At 64.5% G+C, this 21,711-nt stretch carries 23 protein-coding genes and 1 tRNA gene; 3 read left to right on the top strand and 21 right to left on the bottom strand.

Annotated features, from left to right (window positions below; genetic code table 11):
- Nucleotides 1-4 precede the first annotated feature (4 nt).
- From A8V01_RS09710 to infA, 6 genes are all read right to left on the bottom strand, one after another.
- A complete protein-coding gene (locus A8V01_RS09710) occupies nt 5-1,231 on the bottom strand; it encodes an efflux RND transporter periplasmic adaptor subunit (protein ID WP_103095645.1) in 1,227 nt (408 codons plus the stop codon).
- Nucleotides 1,232-1,416: 185 nt separating this feature from the next.
- Nucleotides 1,417-1,492, bottom strand: a tRNA-Phe gene (locus A8V01_RS09705).
- Between the two features lie 99 nt (nt 1,493-1,591).
- Entirely contained in the window at nt 1,592-1,783 is a 192-nt protein-coding gene (locus A8V01_RS09700; protein ID WP_103095644.1) for a DNA gyrase inhibitor YacG, read from the bottom strand.
- Nucleotides 1,780-2,754, bottom strand: a complete 975-nt coding sequence (locus A8V01_RS09695; protein WP_103095643.1) for a ribonuclease E/G — start codon at nt 2,752-2,754, stop codon at nt 1,780-1,782. The genes A8V01_RS09700 and A8V01_RS09695 overlap by 4 nt, the downstream gene beginning before the upstream one ends.
- A complete protein-coding gene (locus A8V01_RS09690; RefSeq protein ID WP_245892402.1) occupies nt 2,747-3,349 on the bottom strand; it encodes a Maf family protein in 603 nt (200 codons plus the stop codon). The genes A8V01_RS09695 and A8V01_RS09690 overlap by 8 nt, the downstream gene beginning before the upstream one ends.
- Before the next feature lie 13 nt (nt 3,350-3,362).
- Nucleotides 3,363-3,614 carry a translation initiation factor IF-1 gene (infA, locus tag A8V01_RS09685; RefSeq protein ID WP_008832182.1) on the bottom strand — a complete coding sequence of 84 codons (252 nt, stop codon included), beginning with the start codon at nt 3,612-3,614 and terminating at the stop codon, nt 3,363-3,365.
- Between the two features lie 315 nt (nt 3,615-3,929).
- On the opposite strand from infA, the gene A8V01_RS28560 reads away from it, so the two are divergent.
- Together A8V01_RS28560 and uvrC are read left to right on the top strand one after the other, a co-directional pair.
- On the top strand, nt 3,930-7,055 hold the full coding sequence (locus tag A8V01_RS28560; protein WP_170065885.1) for a TonB-dependent receptor domain-containing protein: 3,126 nt from the start codon (nt 3,930-3,932) through the stop codon (nt 7,053-7,055).
- A 62-nt stretch (nt 7,056-7,117) separates the two neighbouring features.
- A complete protein-coding gene (uvrC, locus tag A8V01_RS09675; RefSeq protein ID WP_103095642.1) occupies nt 7,118-9,061 on the top strand; it encodes an excinuclease ABC subunit UvrC in 1,944 nt (647 codons plus the stop codon).
- A gap of 24 nt (nt 9,062-9,085) precedes the next feature.
- Here uvrC and A8V01_RS09670 read toward each other — a convergent pair whose 3' ends face one another.
- From A8V01_RS09670 to A8V01_RS09630, 9 genes are all read right to left on the bottom strand, one after another.
- Nucleotides 9,086-9,304, bottom strand: coding sequence for a DUF2061 domain-containing protein (locus A8V01_RS09670; RefSeq protein WP_103095641.1), 219 nt, complete (start codon nt 9,302-9,304; stop codon nt 9,086-9,088).
- 97 nt (nt 9,305-9,401) lie between these two features.
- The gene (locus A8V01_RS09665) at nt 9,402-10,262 is read right to left on the bottom strand and encodes a cupin domain-containing protein (protein ID WP_103095640.1); all 861 of its coding nucleotides are present in this window, start codon (nt 10,260-10,262) and stop codon (nt 9,402-9,404) included.
- Entirely contained in the window at nt 10,259-11,350 is a 1,092-nt protein-coding gene (locus tag A8V01_RS09660) for a GNAT family N-acetyltransferase (RefSeq protein WP_425437307.1), read from the bottom strand. Before A8V01_RS09660 ends, A8V01_RS09665 begins: the two co-directional genes overlap by 4 nt.
- Before the next feature lie 231 nt (nt 11,351-11,581).
- Entirely contained in the window at nt 11,582-13,675 is a 2,094-nt protein-coding gene (locus tag A8V01_RS09655; RefSeq protein ID WP_103095638.1) for a sodium-translocating pyrophosphatase, read from the bottom strand.
- 143 nt (nt 13,676-13,818) lie between these two features.
- The gene (thiL, locus tag A8V01_RS09650) at nt 13,819-14,778 is read right to left on the bottom strand and encodes a thiamine-phosphate kinase (RefSeq protein WP_103095637.1); all 960 of its coding nucleotides are present in this window, start codon (nt 14,776-14,778) and stop codon (nt 13,819-13,821) included.
- Nucleotides 14,779-14,793: 15 nt separating this feature from the next.
- The gene (gene nusB, locus A8V01_RS09645) at nt 14,794-15,237 is read right to left on the bottom strand and encodes a transcription antitermination factor NusB (RefSeq protein WP_103095636.1); all 444 of its coding nucleotides are present in this window, start codon (nt 15,235-15,237) and stop codon (nt 14,794-14,796) included.
- Nucleotides 15,234-16,523, bottom strand: a complete 1,290-nt coding sequence (gene hisD, locus A8V01_RS09640; RefSeq protein WP_103095635.1) for a histidinol dehydrogenase — start codon at nt 16,521-16,523, stop codon at nt 15,234-15,236. The genes nusB and hisD overlap by 4 nt, the downstream gene beginning before the upstream one ends.
- Nucleotides 16,523-17,176, bottom strand: a complete 654-nt coding sequence (gene hisG / locus A8V01_RS09635) for an ATP phosphoribosyltransferase (RefSeq protein WP_103095634.1) — start codon at nt 17,174-17,176, stop codon at nt 16,523-16,525. The genes hisD and hisG overlap by 1 nt, the downstream gene beginning before the upstream one ends.
- 106 nt (nt 17,177-17,282) lie before the next feature.
- A complete protein-coding gene (locus A8V01_RS09630) occupies nt 17,283-17,555 on the bottom strand; it encodes a BolA family protein (RefSeq protein WP_103095633.1) in 273 nt (90 codons plus the stop codon).
- A 40-nt stretch (nt 17,556-17,595) separates the two neighbouring features.
- Here A8V01_RS09630 and A8V01_RS09625 point away from each other — a divergent pair, with 40 nt between their 5' ends.
- Nucleotides 17,596-18,186, top strand: coding sequence for a J domain-containing protein (locus A8V01_RS09625; protein WP_170065884.1), 591 nt, complete (start codon nt 17,596-17,598; stop codon nt 18,184-18,186).
- Between the two features lie 15 nt (nt 18,187-18,201).
- Here the strand turns inward: A8V01_RS09625 and A8V01_RS09620 are convergent, their stop codons facing one another.
- The 6 genes from A8V01_RS09620 to A8V01_RS09595 all read right to left on the bottom strand — a co-directional run bounded on the left by A8V01_RS09620 (nt 18,202) and on the right by A8V01_RS09595 (nt 21,711).
- The gene (locus A8V01_RS09620; protein ID WP_103095632.1) at nt 18,202-18,648 is read right to left on the bottom strand and encodes an SRPBCC family protein; all 447 of its coding nucleotides are present in this window, start codon (nt 18,646-18,648) and stop codon (nt 18,202-18,204) included.
- Between the two features lie 14 nt (nt 18,649-18,662).
- Nucleotides 18,663-19,313 carry a glutathione S-transferase family protein gene (locus tag A8V01_RS09615; RefSeq protein WP_211294993.1) on the bottom strand — a complete coding sequence of 217 codons (651 nt, stop codon included), beginning with the start codon at nt 19,311-19,313 and terminating at the stop codon, nt 18,663-18,665.
- Nucleotides 19,313-19,816, bottom strand: a complete 504-nt coding sequence (locus A8V01_RS09610) for a VOC family protein (RefSeq protein WP_103095630.1) — start codon at nt 19,814-19,816, stop codon at nt 19,313-19,315. Before A8V01_RS09610 ends, A8V01_RS09615 begins: the two co-directional genes overlap by 1 nt.
- The gene (locus A8V01_RS09605) at nt 19,813-20,439 is read right to left on the bottom strand and encodes a glutathione S-transferase family protein (protein ID WP_103095629.1); all 627 of its coding nucleotides are present in this window, start codon (nt 20,437-20,439) and stop codon (nt 19,813-19,815) included. Before A8V01_RS09605 ends, A8V01_RS09610 begins: the two co-directional genes overlap by 4 nt.
- 84 nt (nt 20,440-20,523) lie before the next feature.
- Nucleotides 20,524-21,336, bottom strand: coding sequence for a VOC family protein (locus tag A8V01_RS09600; protein ID WP_103095628.1), 813 nt, complete (start codon nt 21,334-21,336; stop codon nt 20,524-20,526).
- Nucleotides 21,337-21,339: 3 nt separating this feature from the next.
- Nucleotides 21,340-21,711 (bottom strand): DUF1428 domain-containing protein, encoded by a 372-nt coding sequence (locus A8V01_RS09595; RefSeq protein ID WP_103095627.1) that lies wholly within the window; start codon nt 21,709-21,711, stop codon nt 21,340-21,342.

The raw sequence follows: 21,711 nt of genomic DNA, 5'->3' as shown, positions 1-21,711 counted from the left end.
AAGGTCAGCCGCGCTTGTGGCCGGACTGGCCCATCTCTGCGCCGGCTTCCTGGCCTTCCTTGCGCGGTTCGACCTTTTGCGACGTGGCGCTGGGCACAGGCTTGATGGGTGCCCCCTGCCGCAGCCCGTTGAGGCCCTGAACGATAACCTTGTCGCCTTTCCTGAGCCCGCCAGTGATGACCGCGAACTCATTGTAGGTGCGGTCGGCCGTCACCTTGCGGCGCTGCGCCTTGTTGTCGGCGCCGACGAGCATGACAAAGGCGCTGCCGTCGAAGTCGCGCTGCACGGAGTTCTGCGGGACAAGGAAGGCATTGGGGTCCGAAGCCTGATCGAACATCGCGGTCACGAACATGCCGGGCAGCAGCAGGCCATCCGGATTCGGGAAGCGCGCGCGCAGGGTGACCGTGCCGGTGGTCTGGTCAACCGTCACTTCCGAGAACTGCACAGTGCCCGAAAGCGGATAGCGGGTGCCTCCATCCAGCATCAGATGCACTTCGGTGCTGCCGGGGGTGACGCCGCCCTCGGCCAGCCGTCGGCGAAGGGAGGTCAGTTCGGCAGCGGACTGCTGCATGTCGACATAGATCGGGTCCATGCGCTGGATGATCGCCAGCGGATCGGTCTGCGTGGCGCTGACGAGCGCGCCCACGGTGAACAGCTGGCGACCGATCTTGCCGCTGATGGGGGCGGGAACGGTGGTGAAGCGTAAATTGATCTTTGCCGTATCGAGCGCGGCGGCGTTCTGCGCGATTGCAGCCTTGGCCGTGCGCGATTCCGCCAGGGCGTCGGTATAGTCCTGCTTGGCGATGGCCTCCATGTCGGCAAGCGGGCGATAACGATCCGCCTTTACCGAGGCCGCGTCAGCCGTGGCGCGCGCGCTGGCGAGGTTGGCCTGAGCCTGATTGACCGCGGCGCGGTAAAGGCTGGGGTCGATCTCGAACAGGGGCTGCCCTGCCTTGACCGTGCTGCCTTCTGTAAAGAAGCGCCGCTTGATGACGCCGGTAACCTGCGGGCGAACCTCGGACGTCTCGAACGCGACCGTGCGGCCGCTGAGTGTCGCCGCGAGCGGGACGCTGCTGGTCTGCGCGACGATGTAGCCGACCTCGGCAGTGCGCTGCTGTTGCCCCTTGGACGATTCGCCGGAGCATGCGGCCAGCGACGCTCCGGCAACGAGCAGTAGCGGCCAGCGCCAGGAGGAGGCCCGGCGGAGGGCATAAGTGGGGAAGCTGTTCAAGTCGCACGCCTTGTTGGAGGGTGCCTTGTCCTATTCAGCAAAGCGGTGCGCCCGCAAGCGTCCTTTTCTCAGATGCGACAATTTGCGACTAAAGATCAGAGCCGCATGGCAATCCGGCAGGAAAAAACGGCTGAAAGTATGCCGATCAAGCAAAATTTGTCAGGATTGCACCACTGGAAAGGAAGTGGTGCCCGAGGGCGGATTCGAACCACCGACACTGCGATTTTCAGTCGCATGCTCTACCAACTGAGCTACTCGGGCACTCGTTCGGCGGGGCCTCTGGAAGAGACCGGCGAGCGGTGTGGGCGGGCCTATGAAGAAGCGCGCCGACCTTGGCAAGCCCTAAATGACGAAGAAATTTCAATCGTCCTGTGGATTACTTTTTTCGTGCCCTGCGAAGTCTTCCGGATCGTGGGGCTGACCAGGCAGGGCGTAGCCGTCATCCAGCCATTGCAGCAGGTCACGGTCGCGGCAGCGCTTTGAGCAGAATGGGGTGAATTCGGTGACGCGCGGCTTGCGGCAGATCGGGCATTTGCGTTCGGAAAGGGTCATAAGGGAACGGCCTGCGCGAATCCGGCCGTAAGCGCAAGCGTGCGGTCTTCGTGCCAGCGGATCATGCGTCCCGTGCGCCGCGCCAGTTCCGACACCCATGCTTCGGCAGTGGCGGCGCGCACGGCGGGGTGTGCGCTGAGCAACAGCGCGCCGGGCTCCATCACCGCTTCGGCGTTACGCAGCAGAAGCCGCGCTGCGGTGGCGGCCGGCGTAGCGCGAACACGCTGGGGGATCGACGGCCGCTCCAGTCTTGCGACGAGTTGCACGAAGCCGAAGCCGTTCATCGCAGTATGCTGGTGCGGCCAGTGATCCAGTGCATGGGCCAACGCCTCATCCACTGCACGGCGGTCTTCCTTGCGTTCGAGCGAGGGGAAATCGATGCCGATGGAACCAGCCAGATCAAGCCGCCCGATCGCATCGGCAATCGCCGGCACGGCGGCAAGCGCCAGTGCGGCGGGTGGAAGTGCGCCGTCGATGTCGATCAGGGTCATTGCCGGAGTTGGCGTCACGACGAGTGATCCGCCGTCGAAAGCGATGATGCCGTCGATGGCTTCGGCGATGATTTCCGGCCAGGGGTCATCGGGAAAACGACGGACCTTCCTCACCGCATAGCCATCGGGGCGCAGCGCTTCGGCAAGCGTGGGAGCAGGGCGGGGCGCCATATCGCTTGCACGGGTCTGGGCCAGCTTGTGACGGCCGGTCTCGGCAATGGCGGCGCGGGTGACGATCACCCTTTGACGTGCGCCTTCGCTGGCTGATTTCGGCAGTCCGTCGACCAGCGCTTCCTCGCCCGAATTGAACCGGACGGTCCCGCGCGACGAACCGGCGCGTCGTGATACGAGGGTGGCGTCTGCGATTTCGCCTGCTGAAAGGTGGCCCGGCCAGTCGAGTCTTGCTTCGAGAATGCGGCCGCTATCGACGAGGATCGCGCGTGTTTCGCCGATCCCGTCCTCGATCAGCCATTCAGCCAATGGGGAAGCCGGCGCCCTTCAGGAGCGCGCGCGTCTCGAACAGGGGGAGGCCGACGACGCCGGAATGACTGCCGGAAATCCACGCAATCAACCCTTCGGCGCTGCCCTGGATGGCGTAGCCTCCGGCCTTGCCCTCCCATTCGCCGCCGCCGATGTAGGCTTCGACTTCGTCTTTCGACAGCTGTTTGAAGCGCACGATCGTTTCGCTCAGGCGTTCGCGAACGGATCCGTCAGGGGCGCGCAGCGCTATTGCCGACAAAACGCGGTGGCGCCTGCCGGACAGCAGGGCAAGGCATTCGCGGGCCGTTGCCTCGTCTTCGGCCTTGGGCAGCACGCGGCGGCCGCAGGCCACCACAGTGTCTCCGGCGAGTACGAAGGCGTCGCAGACGGGAAGGGCCAGCGCCTTTTCCCGCGCCATGCGGCGTGCGTATTCGCGCGGAACTTCGCGCTCGTGCGGTGTCTCGTCGATATCCGCAGCCTCCACCGCGAAGTCGCTCATCCCGATACGGGAAAGCAGTTCGCGGCGTCTGGGACTTGCGGAGGCGAGAATAAGCCGGGGGGCATCATGCCCCGCCGACACGTCTACAACGTTCAAGTCGGCGCTCAGATCAGGATCCGAACTGGCCGGGGCCACCACGGCCGGGCATGAAGCGGTAGGTGATACGACCCTTGGTGAGATCGTAGGGGGTCAGCTCGCAGAGCACTTCGTCGCCGACCAGCACGCGGATGCGGTTCTTGCGCATCTTGCCTGCGGTGTGGCCGAGGATCTCGTGGCCGTTCTCCAGCTCTACGCGAAACATCGCGTTGGGGAGAAGTTCGACCACGCGGCCGCGCATTTCGAGGAGTTCTTCTTTCGCCATCGGCGATCAGTTTCCGTTGTTCTGGTGTGTCATCGGCGCGCGACATAGCCACGACTCCGCAAAAATGGAAGCCTTTGCGGTATTTTTGGCATTCGTGTGGCCGTGATACCGCTGATGCAGCAGGGACGGCACCGGCTGCAAGGCCTTCGCGACCACTCGTATGATGGTGCCGACCGCCGGTTCATCCGCCCGCAAGATGACTGCGACAAAATGATACCGCGCCCCCGCTTGTGGTCCGCAAGAGGCCAAGGCAATAGCGGACGAGGGGAAGGGACACATCACTATCAGACAAATGCACCTTGGCGGAGACTGCACTTGCGTTCCTTACCACTGATCAGCCTTGTGGCGTGCCTTGCCATGCCGGTTCCGGCATGGGCGGCCGATGCGCCGACTGCGCCGGTCATCAAGGATGACGATACCGATCCTGATAACCCGATGGAGGTTCACGGCGACGAGATTCTCGTCACCGCGCCACGTATCATCGGCTCCATCGACGTGCCGCAAAAGCCGATCGAGGTCTTCGACGAGAACGACATCGCCTCTTACGGCGTGAGTTCGATCGAGGAACTGCTCGAAGCGATCAGCCCTCAGACCGGCAGCGGGCGCGGGCGTGGAGACGGGCGGCCGGTGATGCTGCTTAACGGCCAGCGAATCTCCAGCTTCCGCGAAATGCGCGGCATCCCGCCCGAAGCGATCCGCCGGGTGGAAGTGCTGCCCGAGGAAGTGGCGCTGCGGTTTGGCTATTCCGCGAACCAGCGCGTCGTCAATATCATCCTCAAGGATCAGTTCCAGGCAGTGACGACGTCGGGCGAATACAATCGCCCGACGCGCGGCGGCTACGACAATTACGAGCTGGAGGGCGGTCTGTTCAAGATCGCAGGGCCGCGCCGCTACAACATCAACGGCAAGCTCGACAACACAAGCATGCTGACCGAGGCCGAACGCGGCATCACCCAGGAGGAATCGCGCACATCGCAGGTTGCGGGCGATCCCGATCCCGCGCGCTACCGAAGCCTTGCCGCGCAGGACCATGAACTGACGCTTGAAGGCTCGATGACGCAGGGGCTGGGCGAAAAAGGGCTGGCCGGCGCGATCACCGTGACCGGCGGCTATACCCGCTCCAACACGCTGTCGAGTTCGGGGCTCGATACGGTGCCGCTGACCTATGATGGGCAGACGCTGCGCCGCACGCTGCCGGACCCGCTTACCAACCGTTCCATCAGCGATACCTTCGAAGGCGGGTTCGGCTACAGCACGATGGTTGGCGACTGGCAGCTGAGCGCCACCGCGAACGCCACCTATACGGACACCAGCACCCGCGTCGACAGGCGCAGGGGCGAGGATCAGTACGGCGATCTGCAGGCGGCGGTGGCATCGGGCACGCTTTCGATCAGCGGGGCGTTGCCGGATGTGCCGGGCGCGGGCGTTGATGTGGCCACGACCCGTCAGCTTACCTTGTCGAACCTGGTGACCCTGTCCGGAAAGCCCTTCCGGATGCCTGCGGGCGAAGCGAACCTTACGGTCAAGGGCGGTTACGACTACGACCGTTCGGCCAGCAAGGATACGCGGACCACGCTGGGGGATATCACCCTCAAGCGCGGCGACGTGCTTGGCGGTGTGAATCTTGCTCTGCCGCTGACGAGCAAAGGTGAGGATTTCCTCGGCGCGGTAGGCGACATCACGCTGAACTTCAGCGGCGGGCTGGACCACCTTTCGGACTTCGGCACGCTGAAGGACTGGAGCGCAGGCATAACCTGGTCGCCCACCGAAAACCTGATGCTGCAGGCCAGCTATATCGTGGACGAAGCCGCGCCCAAGCTGACGCAGCTCGCCGCGCCGATGATCGAGACGTACAACGTTGCCGTCTACGACTTCGCCAATTCGCGTACTGCGCTTGTCACCACGGTGACTGGCGGCAATCCCGATCTGAAGAAGGAAACGCAGCGCGACTGGAAGATATCGGCGCAATGGAAACTGCCGTTCATGCAGCGCTCCAACCTGATCGTCGAATATTTCCGTAACCGGTCAAGCGACGTGACGCAGTCATTCCCTCTGCTGACACCGGCGATCGAAAGCGCGTTTCCCGACCGGGTGACGCGCGACGCTGACGGCAATCTGACGCGCATCGACCGGCGCGCGGTCACGTTCGATGAAGTGAAATCTTCCTCGATGCGCTGGGGGTTCAACATTTCCGGCAGCCTTGGTGGCGCTTCCCCGGCGTCAGGCGGTGGTTCGGCAAGACCTTCATCCGTCCGTGCCGGCGCAGAGCCGGTACAGTCGGTGACCGGGCCCAACGGGCCGATGGCTGGTGGACAATCCCTTGGCGGGCAGTCTTCGGGAGCCGCACGTCCGGGCTTTGATCCTTCGCGTTTCGCGGCGAGCCGTGCGACGCTATGCGCGCCGGGTGCCGCCGCTCCGGACCCTGCCACGCTTCCCGATGGACTGCGCAATCGCCTTTCGGGTGAGGACGGAAAAATCGATCCGGCCAAGCTGGCCGAGTTCAGGCAGCGCGCCTGCTCGGCTGAAGGTGCGGGGAGCACCCCCGGTAACGGAGCATCGCCGGGCGAAGGGCGCGGCCCCATGGACCCGGAACGCTTCGAGCGTATCCGAACCGCTCTTTGCGCAGGCGGCAGCGGTCCGCCGGACATTGCCAGTCTGCCTGACCGGATGCGCGAACGCATCATGAGCGCGGACGGCAAGGTCGATCCCTCCAGGCTCGCCGAACTGCGCGAACGTTTCTGCAGTTCGGCTGCGCCTGCTGCGGCCGGAAGCCAGGCACAGGGCGATCAGCCGTCGATGTTCCCGCCGCCCGGCGCGTTCGGCGGTCCGCCCCCCATGTCCGCAAACGCGGGCGGTGCCGGCGGCACTCGATCCGAAGCGGGTGGTCGCGGGGCAGATGGTCCCGGTGGCCCCGGTGGTCCTCCCGGCGGCGGATTTGGGCCTCCGGGTGGGCGCAACGGCAGTCGCTGGAACCTGTCCGTCTACCATACATGGCGCTTCACAGACACGATCCTGATCGCGCCGGGCGTGCCGGTGCTGGACCAGCTGAACGGCGATTCGACCTCGGCAGGTGGCACGCCGCGCCACACCATCGAGGCGGAGGGTGGCCTGTTCAAGAATGGCTACGGGCTGCGCCTCAAGGCCGAATGGAATGCGCCAGCCCGCGTTGACGGGTCTGGGGCGCCGGGCAGTCAGGATCTGCGCTTTGGCAGCACTTTCGATGTGTCGCTGCGCCTGTTCGCAGACCTTGGTCGCAACGAAGCGCTGGTAGCCAAAATGCCGTTCCTTAAGGGCGCGCGTTTGTCGCTGGTGGCCGACAACATGCTGGATTCACGGCAGAAAGTGACCGATCAGAACGGCGTCACACCCATCGCCTACCAGCGCGCATACCGTGAACCGCAGGGCCGTGTGCTGGGGATCGATTTCCGCAAGATGTTCTGATCCTGAGGATAGGGCGGGGCGGGGACTACCGATCCGGCCCGTCCTGTCCTATCTGCACGAACATGGCGAGAACACCAGCCGGCACTCCCGAGCAGCCCAACCGTCTCGAACGTTTCAACGAGGAACGGGCGACATCGATCGTGCGCGGCTCCGACCAGCCCGACCTTCAGGCCGGTGTTGAAGTGATCCGCGACACCGTGCGGACGCTTCCGGCCAAGCCCGGCGTCTACCGCATGCAGGATGCGCGCGGCGATGTGCTCTACGTCGGCAAGGCGCGGGTGCTGCGCAACCGTGTCGCCAACTATACCCAGTGGGAACGCCTGCCGGGCCGTCTGCAGCGCATGGTCAGCCAGACCCGCTCGATGACGATCGTGACGACCAATTCGGAAGCCGAGGCGCTGCTGCTGGAAGCGCAGCTGATCAAGCGCTTCCGGCCCGCGTACAACGTGCTGCTGCGGGACGATAAGTCATTTCCGTTCATCCTGTTGCGCACCGATCACGAATTTCCGCGGATAATGAAACATCGCGGTGCACGGCGGATGAAGGGCAATTATTATGGCCCCTTCGCCAGTGCCGGGTCGGTGAACACCACGATCAATGCACTGCAAAAGTTGTTCCTGCTGCGCAGTTGCACCGACAGCTTCTTCGCCCGCCGCGACCGGCCGTGCCTGCTCTATCAGATCAAGCGGTGTTCGGCTCCTTGCGTCGATCGTATCGACGAAGCCGGCTATGCCGAACTGGTGCAGGAGGCGAAGGATTTCCTCGGCGGTCGCTCGAACTCCGTTCAGCGCAAGATCGAGGCACAGATGGCCGAGGCTGCGGAAAACCTCGACTTCGAGCGAGCGGCCATGCTGCGCGATCGTCTGCGCGCAGCCACCTTCATCCAGGGTAGCCAGGCGATCAACGCCGAGGGGCTCGACAACGCGGACATCTTCGCGATGGCGGGCAAGGGCGGCCAGATCGGTGTGCAGGCGTTTTTCATCCGCGGCGGCCAGAACTGGGGGCATCGCGCTTTCTTCCCCACCCACACCGAAGGGTTGAGCGAAGAGGAAGTGATGCAGGCGTTCCTCGCCCAGTTCTACGAGGAAGTGCCGCCTGCGCGATGCATCCTTGTAGACCGCGAACTGCCTGAGGCCGACCTCATCGCCGAGGCCCTGCGTGAAAGTGCGGGCGGCAAGGTGGAGATCTCCGTGCCTCAGCGCGGTAATCGTCGCAACCTCATGATGCAGGCCACGCGCAACGCGGTGGAGGCGCTCGACCGCCGGCTTGCAGAACGTGGAACGCAGGCCAAGGTCTGGCGGGAAATGGCCGATTTCCTCGAACTTCCGGACCTGCCGCAGCGCGTGGAAATCTACGACAACAGCCATATTTCGGGGACCAAGGCGCTCGGCGCGATGGTCGTGGCCGGGCCGGAGGGCTTTCAGACCAGCCAGTACCGAAAGTTCAACATCAAGAGCGCCCAGACCGACGATGACTACGCGATGATGCGTGAGGTCATGACCCGCCGCTTCGGCCGGGTACAGGAAGAAGATCCCGAGCGTACCGGCGGCACCTGGCCGGACCTTGTCCTGATCGACGGCGGCAAGGGGCAGATGAACGCGGTGAAGGATGCGCTGGAGGAACTCGGGATCGAGGACGTCAACCTGATCGCTATCGCCAAGGGCCCGCATCACGGGCGCGAAGGGCGCGAAGTGTTTCATTTCCCTGACGGGCGGGAAAAGATGCTGCCGGTCAATTCGCCGGTACTGTTCCACCTCCAGCGCCTGCGGGACGAAGTTCACCGGTTCGTCATCGGCGCTCACCGGGCCAAGCGCAGCCGCGCTATCACCGCCAGCCCGCTGGATGAGATTCCGGGCATCGGTCCCGCCCGCAAGCGCGCGCTGTTGCTGCATTTCGGCACGGCAGGAAAGGTAAGGGCGGCCAGTCTGGAGGACTTACGGCGGGCCCCCGGCGTCAGCGTGGCAGTGGCGCAGACGATCTACGATTTCTATCATCCCAACGGGTGAAATGACGGAATTTCGCGCTTCTTATCATCCCATCGCATGGCGGTGAGTGAAGAGGACGGTTAACGAGGTGCTGCCGTTCCAGGCGCGTTCGTGGAAGAAGAAGACCACGGCATTCACCATCGGTTCTATCAGGGCGATGCCGCCCGCCATTGCTGCTGAGCCCGTGACGAGATAGGCGACGGTGAAGCCGACGATCAGGTGGAGAGCAAGGAAACTGGCGGTTTTTGCGAAATCACGGGGCATTGATCGGTCCTTTCGAGACTCTTCTAATGCGATTTATTCGCAATAATAAACTTGCCTGTGTCGCTTCTGTAATCGGTTCAGTCGATCATCGGCGTTGTTACAGCCCTAGTTTTCGGGCGATCCGCCAGCCGATCGCCTTTGCCCGATTGTGCGAAGGCCAGCGTTTCGGCGGTTTCGGAGCCAGTCCGCAGCGCCGCAGCAGGTGATTGAAGGCACGCGCGTCGGCTTCCGCAAAGCTCCACTCCGAACGCCATGTGATCGACAGCGAGACGGACGGTTCCGGCCCGTTGCGCACGAAATGCGGCGCCATGACCGGCACATAAAGGGCCTCAGCGGCACTCAAAGGGTACTCACGGGCACCGACAAGCAGTTCATCGCGCCATTTCAGCTCCCTGCCGCCGCCTGTGTGGTAGGTCTCGTGCACTTCGTCTGGTGCATAGGCGGGATCGCCTGCCGGGAACTGCGTCATCACTTTCGACCCGCGCACCTGCATCAGTATGTTGTGCTCTGGATCGAAGTGATAGGGCGTGACGCCGCCCGCGCTGGTTACGAAGATGAACGCCTGCGTTCTCAGCATGCGCCCGGTCCGCGCTTCGATGGCGGGGCGCAATTCGGCCAGCAGTTCGGAGAGCAGGGCGGCATAGGCGGGGTCCTGCTCAACATTCTTGAGCACCGCCCAGGACTTCGCCGTCTTGATCTGGCGGATAGTCGCGCCGATGGGAATGCCGGTGGGTGCAGGCTTGCCCTCCACGCCGATGGGCTGGTCGCTGGCGTTGTATTCCACCGAGCCTGGCGGCAGACCCTCTGCCAGCCGGGCGAGCGCCTCCAGTTCCATCAGCGGGTGCGCGCCCAGGGCGTGCGTCAGCTTGTGCGGAACTTCCGGGTAGTTCGCAGCGAAAGTCGCACATGCGTCCTGCGGGAAAACCGGGGCGGAGATGACAGGCGGTGGTGCGTTCATTGGCTGGGTCCGGCGGGATGGCGCGCGGTTTCGGCACGCACGAACTGGCGGAATGCGGCGCGCCGCAAGGCTCCGCCGATGGCGATCGACAAACGCCCGATCTGCCGACGTTCACGCCAGAGATGGTCGATCATCGGATGGTCGGTGGCAGCGCAACTGTCGGTCCAGGCGATATCGGACCGTTCCAGCATACGCAGGTTTTCGCGTTGAAGCAGGACGCCCGGCGAAAAACGCGCGCAATCCTCATCGAACGCGGTCTTGTATGAATAGGCGCCCGGCGGTGTGAGGAAGGTTGCCAGCATGGCAATCGGCCGACCGTCCAGCGTCAGCGAGAGCCGTTCCAGTCGCCCTTTGTCCGCCGCGCCGGCCATGCTTTCGCGAAACAGGCGTGCGGTGCCTTCGGAACTGGCGAGGGCCGACCCCGCCTTGCCCTTCCAGCCTGCCGCTTCCAGTGCCAGAAAGTCAGCGCACCAGCTGCCTATGCCTATCGCGTCACTGCGGTGTTCGAAGCTGACTTCGCCCGCCTCGGCCAGCCGGCTGGCCTGACGGCGCAGTTCCTTGCGCTTCTTGCCCGAGAGCGCGGCTTCCAGATAACCTTGAGGCGTATCTTGCGAAGCGAGCATCGCGCGAGCCTCACCATGTACGATTTCCAGCTGGCGAACCTGCTGCACGGCAACCTGTTCAAGTGCGACATGCAGTGGCCCGCCCAGCACCATACCACGCAAATGCATGAAAAGCGCGGAGCCCGGATGCGCATCGGCCCAGCGAAGCACGGCCTGCCAGAAGGGGATTTCCGCTCCTTTGGCGACGAGCGGAACACCGCAGAAGCAATTCTCATGCAGCCAGCTCGACACTTGCGGCACCGGCCAGCGGTAATAGCGGGCAGAGCGCGCGATCGGCAGCAGTCCGGCCAGCTTGCCATCGTGTTCGTAACGAAGGATCGTCACACCTTCGGTCCGCGGCAGGTGGTGCAGCGAAGGGAGGAGATACCAGCTTTCGTAGAAGGGGTTGGGCTCTGCCGCGCTGTCGGCAAGGCGGTCCCATGCTGCGATTTCGCTTTCAAGCGACCGCCAGGGTACGGCGGTCAGGCAGCTGGAAGGTACGGACGCAAGACCGCCTTCGACGCGGGGCGCCGAACGGACGGTTTCACGATGCGCCTCGCCAGCCACGTGCAGTGATTTCCTGTTGCCGGAACGTTTCGTGTTCGTTGTTCCGACTAATGCGCAGAAATCAAGGAATCGCTAACGGCAAGCGCTGAGACGGGCGGGCACCGCGCCGGGCATTTCCGGCGCGGCGCCCTGAGTTCCTATTCTATGCTCTTATCCTGCCGCCATCGCTGCCAGCAGCAGCAGGGCGACGATATTGGTGATCTTGATCATCGGGTTCACGGCCGGGCCTGCGGTATCCTTGTAGGGATCGCCCACGGTGTCGCCCGTGACCGCAGCCTTGTGCGCTTCCGATCCCTTGCCGCCGTGGTTGCCGTCTTCGATGAACTTCTTGGCATTGTCCCACGCGCCGCCGCCCGATGTCATCGACAGCGCCACGAAGAGCCCGCCCACAATCACGCCCAGCAACAGCGCGCCCAGCGCCGCAAAGCCGTTTTCCGGCCCCGCGACCCAGCCGATCACATAATAGACTGCGATCGGCGCAAGCACCGGGAGCAGCGAGGGCACGATCATCTCCTTGATCGCCGCCTTGGTGACGAGGTCTACTGTGCGCGCATAGTCGGGCTTGTCGGCATACGTCATGATGCCGGGCTTTTCCCGGAACTGTTCGCGCACATCGACCACCACGTCGCCGGCCGCGCGACCCACCGCCGTCATGCCCATCGCGCCGAACAGGTAGGGCAAGAGTGCGCCCAGCAGCAGGCCGACGATGACGTAGGGGTTTTCAAGACTGAAATCGACCTGCAGCAGCGGGAAGAACTCCCTGAGGTCGGTGGTGTAAGCGGCGAACAGCACCAGCGCGGCAAGGCCCGCCGAACCGATCGCGTAGCCCTTCGTCACGGCCTTGGTCGTATTGCCCACGGCATCGAGCGCGTCGGTTTTTTCGCGAACTGCATCGTCAAGCCCGGCCATTTCGGCGATGCCCCCGGCATTGTCGGTGACGGGCCCATAAGCGTCGAGCGCGACGACCATGCCCGCCAGCGCCAGCATCGCGGTGGCCGCATAGGCGATGCCCAGCAGCCCTGCGAGCTGGTAGGCGACGATGATCCCGGCGACGATCACGATGGTGGGCAGCGCGGTCGCCTCAAGGCTGATGGCAAGCCCCTGGATGACGTTGGTGCCGTGGCCGGTGACCGATGCCTTGGCGATGGAGCGGACCGGGCGATATCCGGTGCCGGTGTAGTATTCGGTGATCCAGATGATCAGCCCGGTGATGACAAGCCCCACGAGCGCGCACCAGAACAGCGTGCGGCCGGTGAAGTCGCCATCGGCCACGGGCGTGTTCATGTCTCCCAGCGCGTGGGAAATCGCCCACCAGATCGCCGGGACGGAGAGCACGGCCGTTACCAGGAAGCCCTTGTACATGGCCCCCATGATGTTCTTCGATCCGCCCAGCCGCACGAAGTAGGTGCCGATGATCGAAGTGACGATGCACACCCCGCCGATCAGCAGCGGCAGGGCCATCATCGCGCCAAGGTTGTCCGCGCCTTTCAGAAGGAGCGCGGTCAGCACCATGGTTGCGCCCACGGTGACCACGTAAGTTTCGAAAAGGTCGGCGGCCATGCCGGCGCAGTCTCCCACGTTGTCGCCCACGTTGTCGGCGATGACGGCGGGGTTGCGGGGATCGTCCTCGGGAATGCCGGCCTCCACCTTGCCGACGAGGTCGGCGCCGACGTCGGCCGCCTTGGTGAAGATGCCGCCGCCCAGACGCGCGAAGATCGAGATCAGCGACGCGCCAAAGGCGAGGGCGGTGAGCGCCTCCACCACGGTGCGGTCATCGCCGCCTACCGTGTGCCCTCCGGGGCCGGTGAGATACCAGTAGAACACCGCGATCGCGAGGAGGGCAAGGCCCGCCACCAGCATGCCGGTGATCGCCCCGGCGCGGAAGGCCAGCGTCAGCCCGTCCTGCAGCCCCTTCTGCGCGGCGGCGGCGGTGCGCACGTTGGATCGCACCGAAATGTTCATCCCGATGAATCCGGCAACGCCCGACAGGATCGCGCCGATCACGAAGCCGGTGGCCGAAACGGCACCCAGCGTGAACGCCAGGATCGCCGCAACGACGACGCCGACGACGGCGATGGTGGAATATTGCCTTTTGAGGTAGGCCTGCGCCCCTTCCTGAATGGCGGCGGCGATCTCCTGCATCTTTTCCGAACCTGCGGGAGAACTCAGCACCTGGCGACTGGTGATAAAGCCATAGACTATGGCCAGAAGTCCCAGGACTATGGAAATCGTGACTGAATCCACGAAGACGTCCCCTTCCCAATATGTACGCGACGGGTTTTCCCGCTCGCGGCGAACAGGGCTATAGACAAGGCGGAATGGTGGCAAGCAAGGATATGGGCCGGTATGGAGAGGATGCGCGATCTTCCCCGTGGTCCGCACTGACGTCAGTGCTGGTAGCCGAGCCGTTCGGGCAGGGGCACCGCGGCGGCCTCTTGGGTAAGCGAAAGGCCGGAGCCGCCTTCAACCGTTCCGATCGCGGTCACTTGCCGGTCAAGCGTGGCGGCGGCTTCGATGATGCGGGCAGTGTGTTCGGGCGGGGCGGTGAACAGCAGTTCGTAGTCGTCGCCCGCCGTCATCGCATCAAGCCGGGCTTCGCGGTCTTCGCCGACGAGGGTGACAAGCGCGGAGGACAGCGGCACCGTGCCGATATCCAGAGCGATGCAAACGCCGCTGGCTTCGGCCATGCGTGATGCATCGACCAGCAGGCCGTCGGACACGTCCATCATTGCATGGACCAAAGGCGCCAGCGCAACGCCAAGGCGCGGTTCGGGTATGGGGCGCCGGTATCGGGCGACAAGCGCGGCGGTGTCGCCCTCATTGCCCCCTATCGTGCCAAGCGCGGCGCGAAGGCCCAACCCGGCGTCGCCGATGGTGCCGCTCACCCACACCCGGTCACCTGCTTGCGCTGCGGTCCGCGACGGGACCGGGCACCCTTGCTGTCCTGTGCCCAGCGCGGTCAGCGAAAAGCTGCGCGGCGCGCCTTCCGGCATGCGCACGGTGTCTCCGCCCAGCAGAGGGATGGCGAAGCGGCGGCAGGCGACATCCAGTCCCGCAAGGAACGCGGCGTCCCATGCCGCATCGCCCAGCGCATGCGAATAGAGGCACCCGACAGGCGTGGCGCCCTTGGCCGAAAGGTCCGAGACGTTCACCGCCACCAGCTTCCACGCCACGTCCTGCGGCGGGTCGTCAGGCAGGTAGTGGACGCTTTCGACCACGGTATCCATGGTCAGCACCAGCGCTTCGCCGCCGATGCGCAGCACTGCGGCATCGTCCGCCAGCCGCCGCGCGGCGGGGTCGGTGGCGATGGCGCGCAGAGCGTGGATGAAGGCGTGCTCGCCGGTCATCCGGACAGCTTGCCCTTAGCGGACCGACTTTGCCACCGAATCGAGCACACCGTTGAGGAACTTCGCCTCACGCGGGTCGAAGAAGGCGTGGCACACGTCGAGATATTCGCTGATTGCAGCGCCGGTGGGAATGTCGGCCCGCGCCATCAGTTCGTAGGCGCCCGCGCGCATGATCTGCAGCATGGTCTTGTCCAGACGGCCGAGCGACCAGCCTTCGGTCAGCTTGGAGGCGAGCAGTTCGTCGATCTCGTCGCGGCGGGCGATGGTGCCCTTCACGACATCGTCGAAGAACGCGACTTCGGCGTCGGCGAACTGCGCCTCGTCGATTTCCATGCCAAGGCGATGGCGGTGGAATTCGTCGAGCAGGGAGGCCATCGGCGTACCCTCCATGTCGAACTGGTACAGCGCCTGGACGGCGGCGAGGCGCGCAGCGGCGCGCTTCTGCTTGGGATTGCTCATGAGTTCAGCCTTACGGAAATGGAGCGCGCGTGCGCGGGAAGCCCTTCCGCTTGCGCAAGGGCAACGGCGGCGGGGCCGATGGCCTCCAGCGCCGCGGAATCTAGCTGGATGAAGCTGGTGCGCTTCATGAAATCAAGGACCGACAGACCCGAGGAGAACCGCGCCCGCCGCCCGGTGGGCAGGACGTGGTTCGGCCCGGCGACATAATCGCCGACCGCTTCGGGCGTCATGCGGCCAAGGAACACCGAGCCTGCATGGCGGATGCGGCGCATCAGGCTTTCGGGATCGTCGGTGGCGATCTCCACGTGTTCGGCGGCAAGGGCGTTGGCCAGCGCGGGCGCTTCGTCGAAGCTGGTGACGTCGATGATGACGCCGTTGACGCTCCAGCTTTCGCGAGCGGTCTTTTCCGTCGCCAGCGCGGCGAGTTCGATTTCGACCGCCTCGGCCACCGCATCCGCATAAGCGGCATCGTCGGTGATGAGGATCGACTGCGAGGTCGGGTCATGCTCGGCCTGGCTGAGCAGGTCGGCGGCGATCCGGCGAGGTTCGTTCCTTGCGTCCGCGATGACGAGGATTTCGCTGGGGCCTGCCACCATGTCGATCCCGACGACGCCGTAGAGCTGGCGCTTGGCTTCGGCCACCCAGGCATTGCCGGGGCCGGTTACCACATCGACAGGCGCGATCCGGTCAGTGCCATAGGCGAGCGCGCCCACGGCATGGGCACCGCCCACGCGCCAGATCTCATCCACGCCGGCAAGGTGCGCGGCGGCGAGTACCAGTGGGTTGACTTCGCCCTTGGGCGTCGGAGTGACGACGACAAGACGTTCCACGCCCGCAACCTTGGCGGGAATGGCGTTCATCAGCAGCGACGACGGGTAGGCCGCGCGCCCGCCGGGAACGTAGAGCCCGGCCGCGTCCACCGCGTTCCACGTAGCGCCTAGACGAACCCCGGCATCGTCGGTATAGTCGCGGTTTTCCGGCAGCTGCGCGGCGTGATAGGCGCGGATGCGCTCCGCTGCAAGTTCCAGCGCAGAACGCAGATCGGGGGCGAGCGCGTCGAAGGCGGCCTTGCAGGTCGCGGCATCGACGCTCCAGCCGGTCTGGTCGAGGTCATGGCCGTCGAATTTCGCGGTAAGGTCAGCCAGCGCCGCATCACCGCGCTTTCGCACGTCGCCGATGATCGCGGCAACGTCAGCCGCCACGTCCACCGCGCTTTCGCGACGGTCGGACACGACGCGCGCGAATGCTTCGGCGAAACCTGCGTCCTTGGCGGATAGGCGCAGCATCAGGCGGCTTCCTTCTCGGCCACCAGCGCGCGGAAAGCCTCGACCAGCGCGGCAACGCGCTCGTCCGTCTTGAGCGCGGCGCGGTTGACGATCAGGCGCGCGGAAATGTCGAGGATGCGGCTCGTTTCGACAAGACCGTTCTCCTTCAGCGTGCGGCCGGTGGAGACAAGGTCGACGATCCGGCTGGACAGGCCGAGCGAGGGCGCCAGTTCCATTGCACCGTTCAGCTTCACGACTTCGGCCTGCACGCCCAGCTTTTCGAAATGGCGGCGGGTCAGGTTCGGGTACTTGCTGGCGATGCGCAAGTGCGACGGCAGCGCGCCGCCCGTTTCGCCCACCTTTTCCGCAACGGACAGGCGGCAGTGGCCGATGTCGAGGTCAACCGGGGCGTAGAGGTCCGAATAGGCGAATTCCTCCACCACGTCCGAACCGACGATGCCGACTTGCGCAGCGCCGTGCGCAACAAAAGTGGCAACGTCGAAAGCGCGCACCCGGATAAGGCGCATGTCGCTGTTTTCGCAGGCGAACGAGAGCGCGCGCGACTTCTTGTCATGGAATTCCGCCTCGGGAATCACACCGGCGCGCGCCATCAGGGGCAGCGCTTCGTCGAGGATTCGGCCCTTGGGCACGGCGAAAGTCAAAGGTGTCGGCATGGTGCGCGCCTTAGTCGCGCAAGGAACAAAGGGCAACCGGGATGAAAAGGGCGGGCGCGATGAAATGAGCGGCGGTAAAACGGCGCTCCCGGTTGCCCGTTGCAGCTTATTCGCCCGGCGCGCTGGCCTTGATCGCGACGGCGTGGACGCGGTTGCCGGGAATGTCGCCCAGCGCCGCATTGACCAGTCGCTGGCGCTGGAGCCGCGAAACCCCGGCGAACTGCGGGCTTTCGATAAAGATCGTGAAGTGCGATTCGCCGCTGCCGTCATCGCCGGTATGGCCGCGATGCGTGGCGGAATCGTTGACCACGTCAAGCGACGTGGGGGCGAAGGCGGCGGTCAGCAGCTGCCGCATTTCCTGTTCGAGTGGTCCGGACATGGGGTTCCATTTAGGCGATCGATGCCCCATCTGGAAGCCGGTGAGACAGCATAGATTTCATGGACGCTACGAATCCGCCGGGCGCGAGTGCTCCCGACCGGGCTGCAGGGAGGCGGGCGAATTCCGCGCGCCGGGTGGCCGCGCTTCGGGTTTCGACGGGCCGGGCGATTACCGCTGGTTCTGCCTGGAACACGTGCGCGAATTCAATTCGGGGTACGACTACTTCGAAGGCATGGAGGCCGAAGAGATCATGCGCGCCCAGTCGCCGCTCTATGGCTGGGAAACGCAGACGCGCGCGTTCCGGCCTGATGCGGGTGTGGACAATGCGCCGAACTGGGCCAACTTTTCCGATCCGCTGGAAGCGATACAGGCGCGCGCAAGGGCGCATGTGAAACGCCGCAAGGCCGATCTCAAGCCCGAGAACGCGCGCTTCACGCCGAACGAAAGGCGCGCGCTGGAAACGCTGGGGCTGGACGGCGACATCGATCGCAAGACCCTGCGTTTTCGCTATACGCGACTGCTGCGCCAGTATCACCCCGATCACAATGGCGGCGACCACAGCTACGCCGAGCGTTTGCAGGGCGTAGTGGAGGCGTACCAGCTGCTGAAGAACGCTGCGGCTTTCGGGTAGGCCGGGTAGGCGGGGTCATGCTTCTTCTTCGCAGATCGCTGCCAACTGATCCGCGCAGGCGCTCCATCCGTCGGTGAAGCCCATTTCCTCGTGCTGCTTGCAGGTTTCCGCGCTCCAGTGGCGGGCCGTGGCGGTATAGCGGGTGCCTTCGCCTTCGGGAGCGATTTCCCATATGCCGATCATGAATGGGCCGTTGGGCTGGAGATCGTCCACCACCGCATCGGTGGAAGCGAAGCGGCGGCCTTCGTCGTAGGCGAGGTATATGCCGTTTTGCGGCATGACTTCGCCGTCCGGGCCGTACATGGTCATCCGGCAGATGCCGCCGGGGCGTCGGTCCTGCTCGTCCACTTCGGCGCGCCATGGCGTAGGGCACCACCATTCATTCTGGCGGTTGGCCATGACGTCCCACACTTTGGCGGGCGGCGCGGCGATGTAGCGGGTGACGGACAGTTCGGTGCTCATTTCCGATCTCCTCTTCAATCCCGGTCCGGTGCGCCGAGCGGGAAGAATGCGCGGTACGGGCGCGCGGCTTCGATACAGGCGCTGACCGGCGGCAGAGCCAGCAGATGGGCGCGCCAATCGCGCAGGCGCGGGAAGGTCTCGGCGATGGGATGGACCCAGTCGGCATAGAACAGCGAAGGCGCGGCGGCGCATTCGATCAGCGTGACCTGCCCTTGCGACGGGTAATACTGCAGCCACCCTTCAAGCCAGGCGTAGCTGCGCTCCAGCCGCTCGCGCGCTTCGGAGATGCGGCCCATATCCGGGTTTTGCGCATCGCGAATGTATTCGTTCACGACGTCCTGCATGTTGCTCATGACGTAGTTGTCGAACACCCGATCGAGCATCCTGACGCCGATCGCAGCATCGGCATCGGACGGTAGCAGAACGTCGGGTTCGACATGGTGCAGTTGCAGGTATTCGATGATCGAGGTCGCCTCGAAGATCAGGTTTCCGCCATCCTGCAACACCGGAAACTTGCCCTGCGGCCCGGCCATGGCGACGATCTTTCCGTGATCGGGGTGATCGCCGTCGACGATGCGCAATTCGTGTTCCAGCCCCGATCCCAGCAGTGCGATCTGCGCTTTCCAGGTGTAGGAGGAAAAGGGGTGTCCATAAAGCGCCAGCATCAGCCTTTCACCGCCTGCTCGATCTGCGCGATGTCGATCTTGTGCATCGTCATCATCGCTTCCATCGCGCGCTTTGCAGCGGCGCGATCAGGGCTGGCCATGGCATCGGTAAGGGCGCGCGGGGTGATCTGCCAATTGAGGCCCCACTTGTCCTTGCACCAGCCGCAGGCGCTTTCAGCCCCGTCGTTGCCCACGATGGCATCCCAGTAACGGTCGGTTTCCTCTTGCGTGTCGGTAGCCACCTGGAAGGAAAATGCCTCTGATTGAGGGAACTGCGGGCCGCCGTTGAGGCCGATGCATTCGATCCCCATCACCGTGAATTCGACGACGAGGACATTGCCGGCCTGTCCGTCCGGATAGTCAGCCGGGGCGCGCTGCACGGAGGTAACGCGAGTGTCGGGGAACACGGCGGCGTAGAAGTTCGCGGCGTCCTCCGCCGTGCCGTCATACCACAGGCAGACGCGGTTCTTCGCCGGTTTCGAGGCCGGATTTGTTTCGGTCATTTCCTCATCTCCTCGATCAGTCTGCCGTCGATGCCCTTGGCTTCGCGGTAGGCGGGGCGTTCCTGACAGCGCTCGGCATAGGCCACGAGCGGGGGGAGCGGCGGGATGATGCCGAACGTCATGCCCCAGTCGATGGCGCTGCCGACATAGACGTCCGCCATGGTAAAGCGGGTGCCGCAAACCCAGTCATCCCCGGCCAGCTTTTCCTCGATCGCGGCAAGGGTGCGATCGAAGCTGCCCCAGCCGGCCATCATTTCCTGCTGCGGCGTCGGCTCGAACTTGAGCGCGCGCGAGGTAATCGCCTGTTCGATCGGGCCGGAGGCGAAGAAGGTCCAGCGGTAGTATTCCGCCATCTCTCCGTCATTGGGCAGCAGGTGCGCTTCGGGGTGCATTTCCGCCAGGTAGAGGCAGATCGCGGCGGCTTCGGTTATGACCCGGTCGCCGTCATCGGCGTGGTGGATCAGCGTGGGAACCTTGGCCATCGGGTTGGCATCAAGGAATGCGGCGGGCTTGTCCTTCCAGTCGACGAGAACCTGTTCGTAGTCCGCCCCGGCTTCGTGCAGTGCCCAGCGGGCGATCTGTCCGCGCGACATCGGGTTGGTGTAGAAGGTGTAGTCGGCCATCGCGATTCCTCCATTGCTGTGCGCGGAACATGGATGGAACGAACGGGCGGCGTCAATCGCCGCCCGTGCTCTTATTTGCCCCCGTTATGGACGCGGTCCGACAAGGCCGAAGTAGGCGCCCTGCGGGTCGAAGGCGTGGAGGGTATATTCGCCGGTCGGGATCTGCTGCGGTTCGCCCATCGGCCTGCCGCCGCCCTCCCTTACCGCCGCCAGCGCGCGGTCGATGTCATCGACGCCGATGTAGTATGTCCAGCCGGGCACCGGCATGAAATCCGCCTGCTTCATGATCGCGCCGATCTGCACGCCCTCAAGCTGGATGAAGCGATAGTCGCCAAGCGGCCCCATCGGCATCGCGCCCTGCTGGGTCCAGCCGAAGTGCTTTGTATAGAACGCCACTGCCGCATCATCGTCAGGGGTGACGAGTTCGTTCCAGCGCATCGTCTGCGGCTTGTCCACGCTGAACACATCGCTGGTGGCGTCGGGATCATCGGCGGGGGGCTCTGGCGTCATCACGTAGAACGCAGCCCCCTGTGGATCGGCGACCAACGCGAAGCGGCCAACGCCCTCCATCGTCGTGGCAGGCACATGGGTAGAGCCGCCCTCGGCCATGATTTCGGCCACCTTGGCGTCCACATCGGGTACGTAGACGTAGCCCATCCATGCAGGCTTCGCACCCTGACCGATCATCTCGTCGTCAAGCGCGAACACGCCGCCGGTATAGCCGCAACCCGCGCCGCCTCCGTCCACGCGCTCGATCATGCGATAGTCCATGCCCGCCTGAGGCATGACGTTGGCGCCGATTTTCCAGCCGACCACGCTGCCGTAGAACGCGGCTGCGGCATCGGAATCGCTGGTCATCAGTTCGTACCAGATGAAGCTGCCGACAGGATTGCCCATCGCTCAACCCTCCAGCGTGACGATGGGCTGGAACCCGCCGTAGATCATCCGCATGCCGTCGAAGGGCATCGGGTTCTTCTCAGGGTCCATGCGCGGGTCGGTGTTCATTCCGTCCATCACCGCAGCCATGCCCTTTTCGCGGGTTTCCTTGTCGGGCCACTCGATCCACGAGAACACGACCGCTTCGTCATCCTTGCAGGCGACGGCGCGGAAGAAGTCGGTCTGCTTGCCTTCGGGCACATCGTCCTGCCAGCATTCGAGGATGCGGGTTGCACCGTGCTCCATGAATACGGCATCTCCCGTTCGGGCATGAGCGATGAACTTGTCCTTGTTCGCTTTGGGAACGGCGATCACGAAACCGTCTACGTAGGTCAT

Source organism: Novosphingobium guangzhouense (genome assembly GCF_002896965.1).
Taxonomy (GTDB): domain Bacteria; phylum Pseudomonadota; class Alphaproteobacteria; order Sphingomonadales; family Sphingomonadaceae; genus Novosphingobium; species Novosphingobium guangzhouense.
The sequence above is the reverse complement of the archived record's forward strand: the minus strand, read 5'-3'. Positions and strand labels throughout refer to the sequence as shown.

Coding starts and splice junctions, on each gene's coding strand:
- A8V01_RS09700 (WP_103095644.1), bottom strand. CDS start 1,783: ATGACCCTTTCCGAACGCAAATGCCCGATCTGCCGCAAGCCGCGCGTC.
- infA (WP_008832182.1), bottom strand. CDS start 3,614: ATGGCGAAAGAAGAACTCCTCGAAATGCGCGGCCGCGTGGTCGAACTT.
- uvrC (WP_103095642.1), top strand. CDS start 7,118: ATGGCGAGAACACCAGCCGGCACTCCCGAGCAGCCCAACCGTCTCGAA.
- A8V01_RS09670 (WP_103095641.1), bottom strand. CDS start 9,304: ATGCCCCGTGATTTCGCAAAAACCGCCAGTTTCCTTGCTCTCCACCTG.
- A8V01_RS09665 (WP_103095640.1), bottom strand. CDS start 10,262: ATGAACGCACCACCGCCTGTCATCTCCGCCCCGGTTTTCCCGCAGGAC.
- thiL (WP_103095637.1), bottom strand. CDS start 14,778: ATGACCGGCGAGCACGCCTTCATCCACGCTCTGCGCGCCATCGCCACC.
- nusB (WP_103095636.1), bottom strand. CDS start 15,237: ATGAGCAATCCCAAGCAGAAGCGCGCCGCTGCGCGCCTCGCCGCCGTC.
- hisD (WP_103095635.1), bottom strand. CDS start 16,523: ATGCTGCGCCTATCCGCCAAGGACGCAGGTTTCGCCGAAGCATTCGCG.
- hisG (WP_103095634.1), bottom strand. CDS start 17,176: ATGCCGACACCTTTGACTTTCGCCGTGCCCAAGGGCCGAATCCTCGAC.
- A8V01_RS09630 (WP_103095633.1), bottom strand. CDS start 17,555: ATGTCCGGACCACTCGAACAGGAAATGCGGCAGCTGCTGACCGCCGCC.
- A8V01_RS09620 (WP_103095632.1), bottom strand. CDS start 18,648: ATGAGCACCGAACTGTCCGTCACCCGCTACATCGCCGCGCCGCCCGCC.
- A8V01_RS09615 (WP_211294993.1), bottom strand. CDS start 19,313: ATGCTGGCGCTTTATGGACACCCCTTTTCCTCCTACACCTGGAAAGCG.
- A8V01_RS09610 (WP_103095630.1), bottom strand. CDS start 19,816: ATGACCGAAACAAATCCGGCCTCGAAACCGGCGAAGAACCGCGTCTGC.
- A8V01_RS09605 (WP_103095629.1), bottom strand. CDS start 20,439: ATGGCCGACTACACCTTCTACACCAACCCGATGTCGCGCGGACAGATC.
- A8V01_RS09600 (WP_103095628.1), bottom strand. CDS start 21,336: ATGGGCAATCCTGTCGGCAGCTTCATCTGGTACGAACTGATGACCAGC.
- A8V01_RS09595 (WP_103095627.1), bottom strand. CDS start 21,711: ATGACCTACGTAGACGGTTTCGTGATCGCCGTTCCCAAAGCGAACAAG.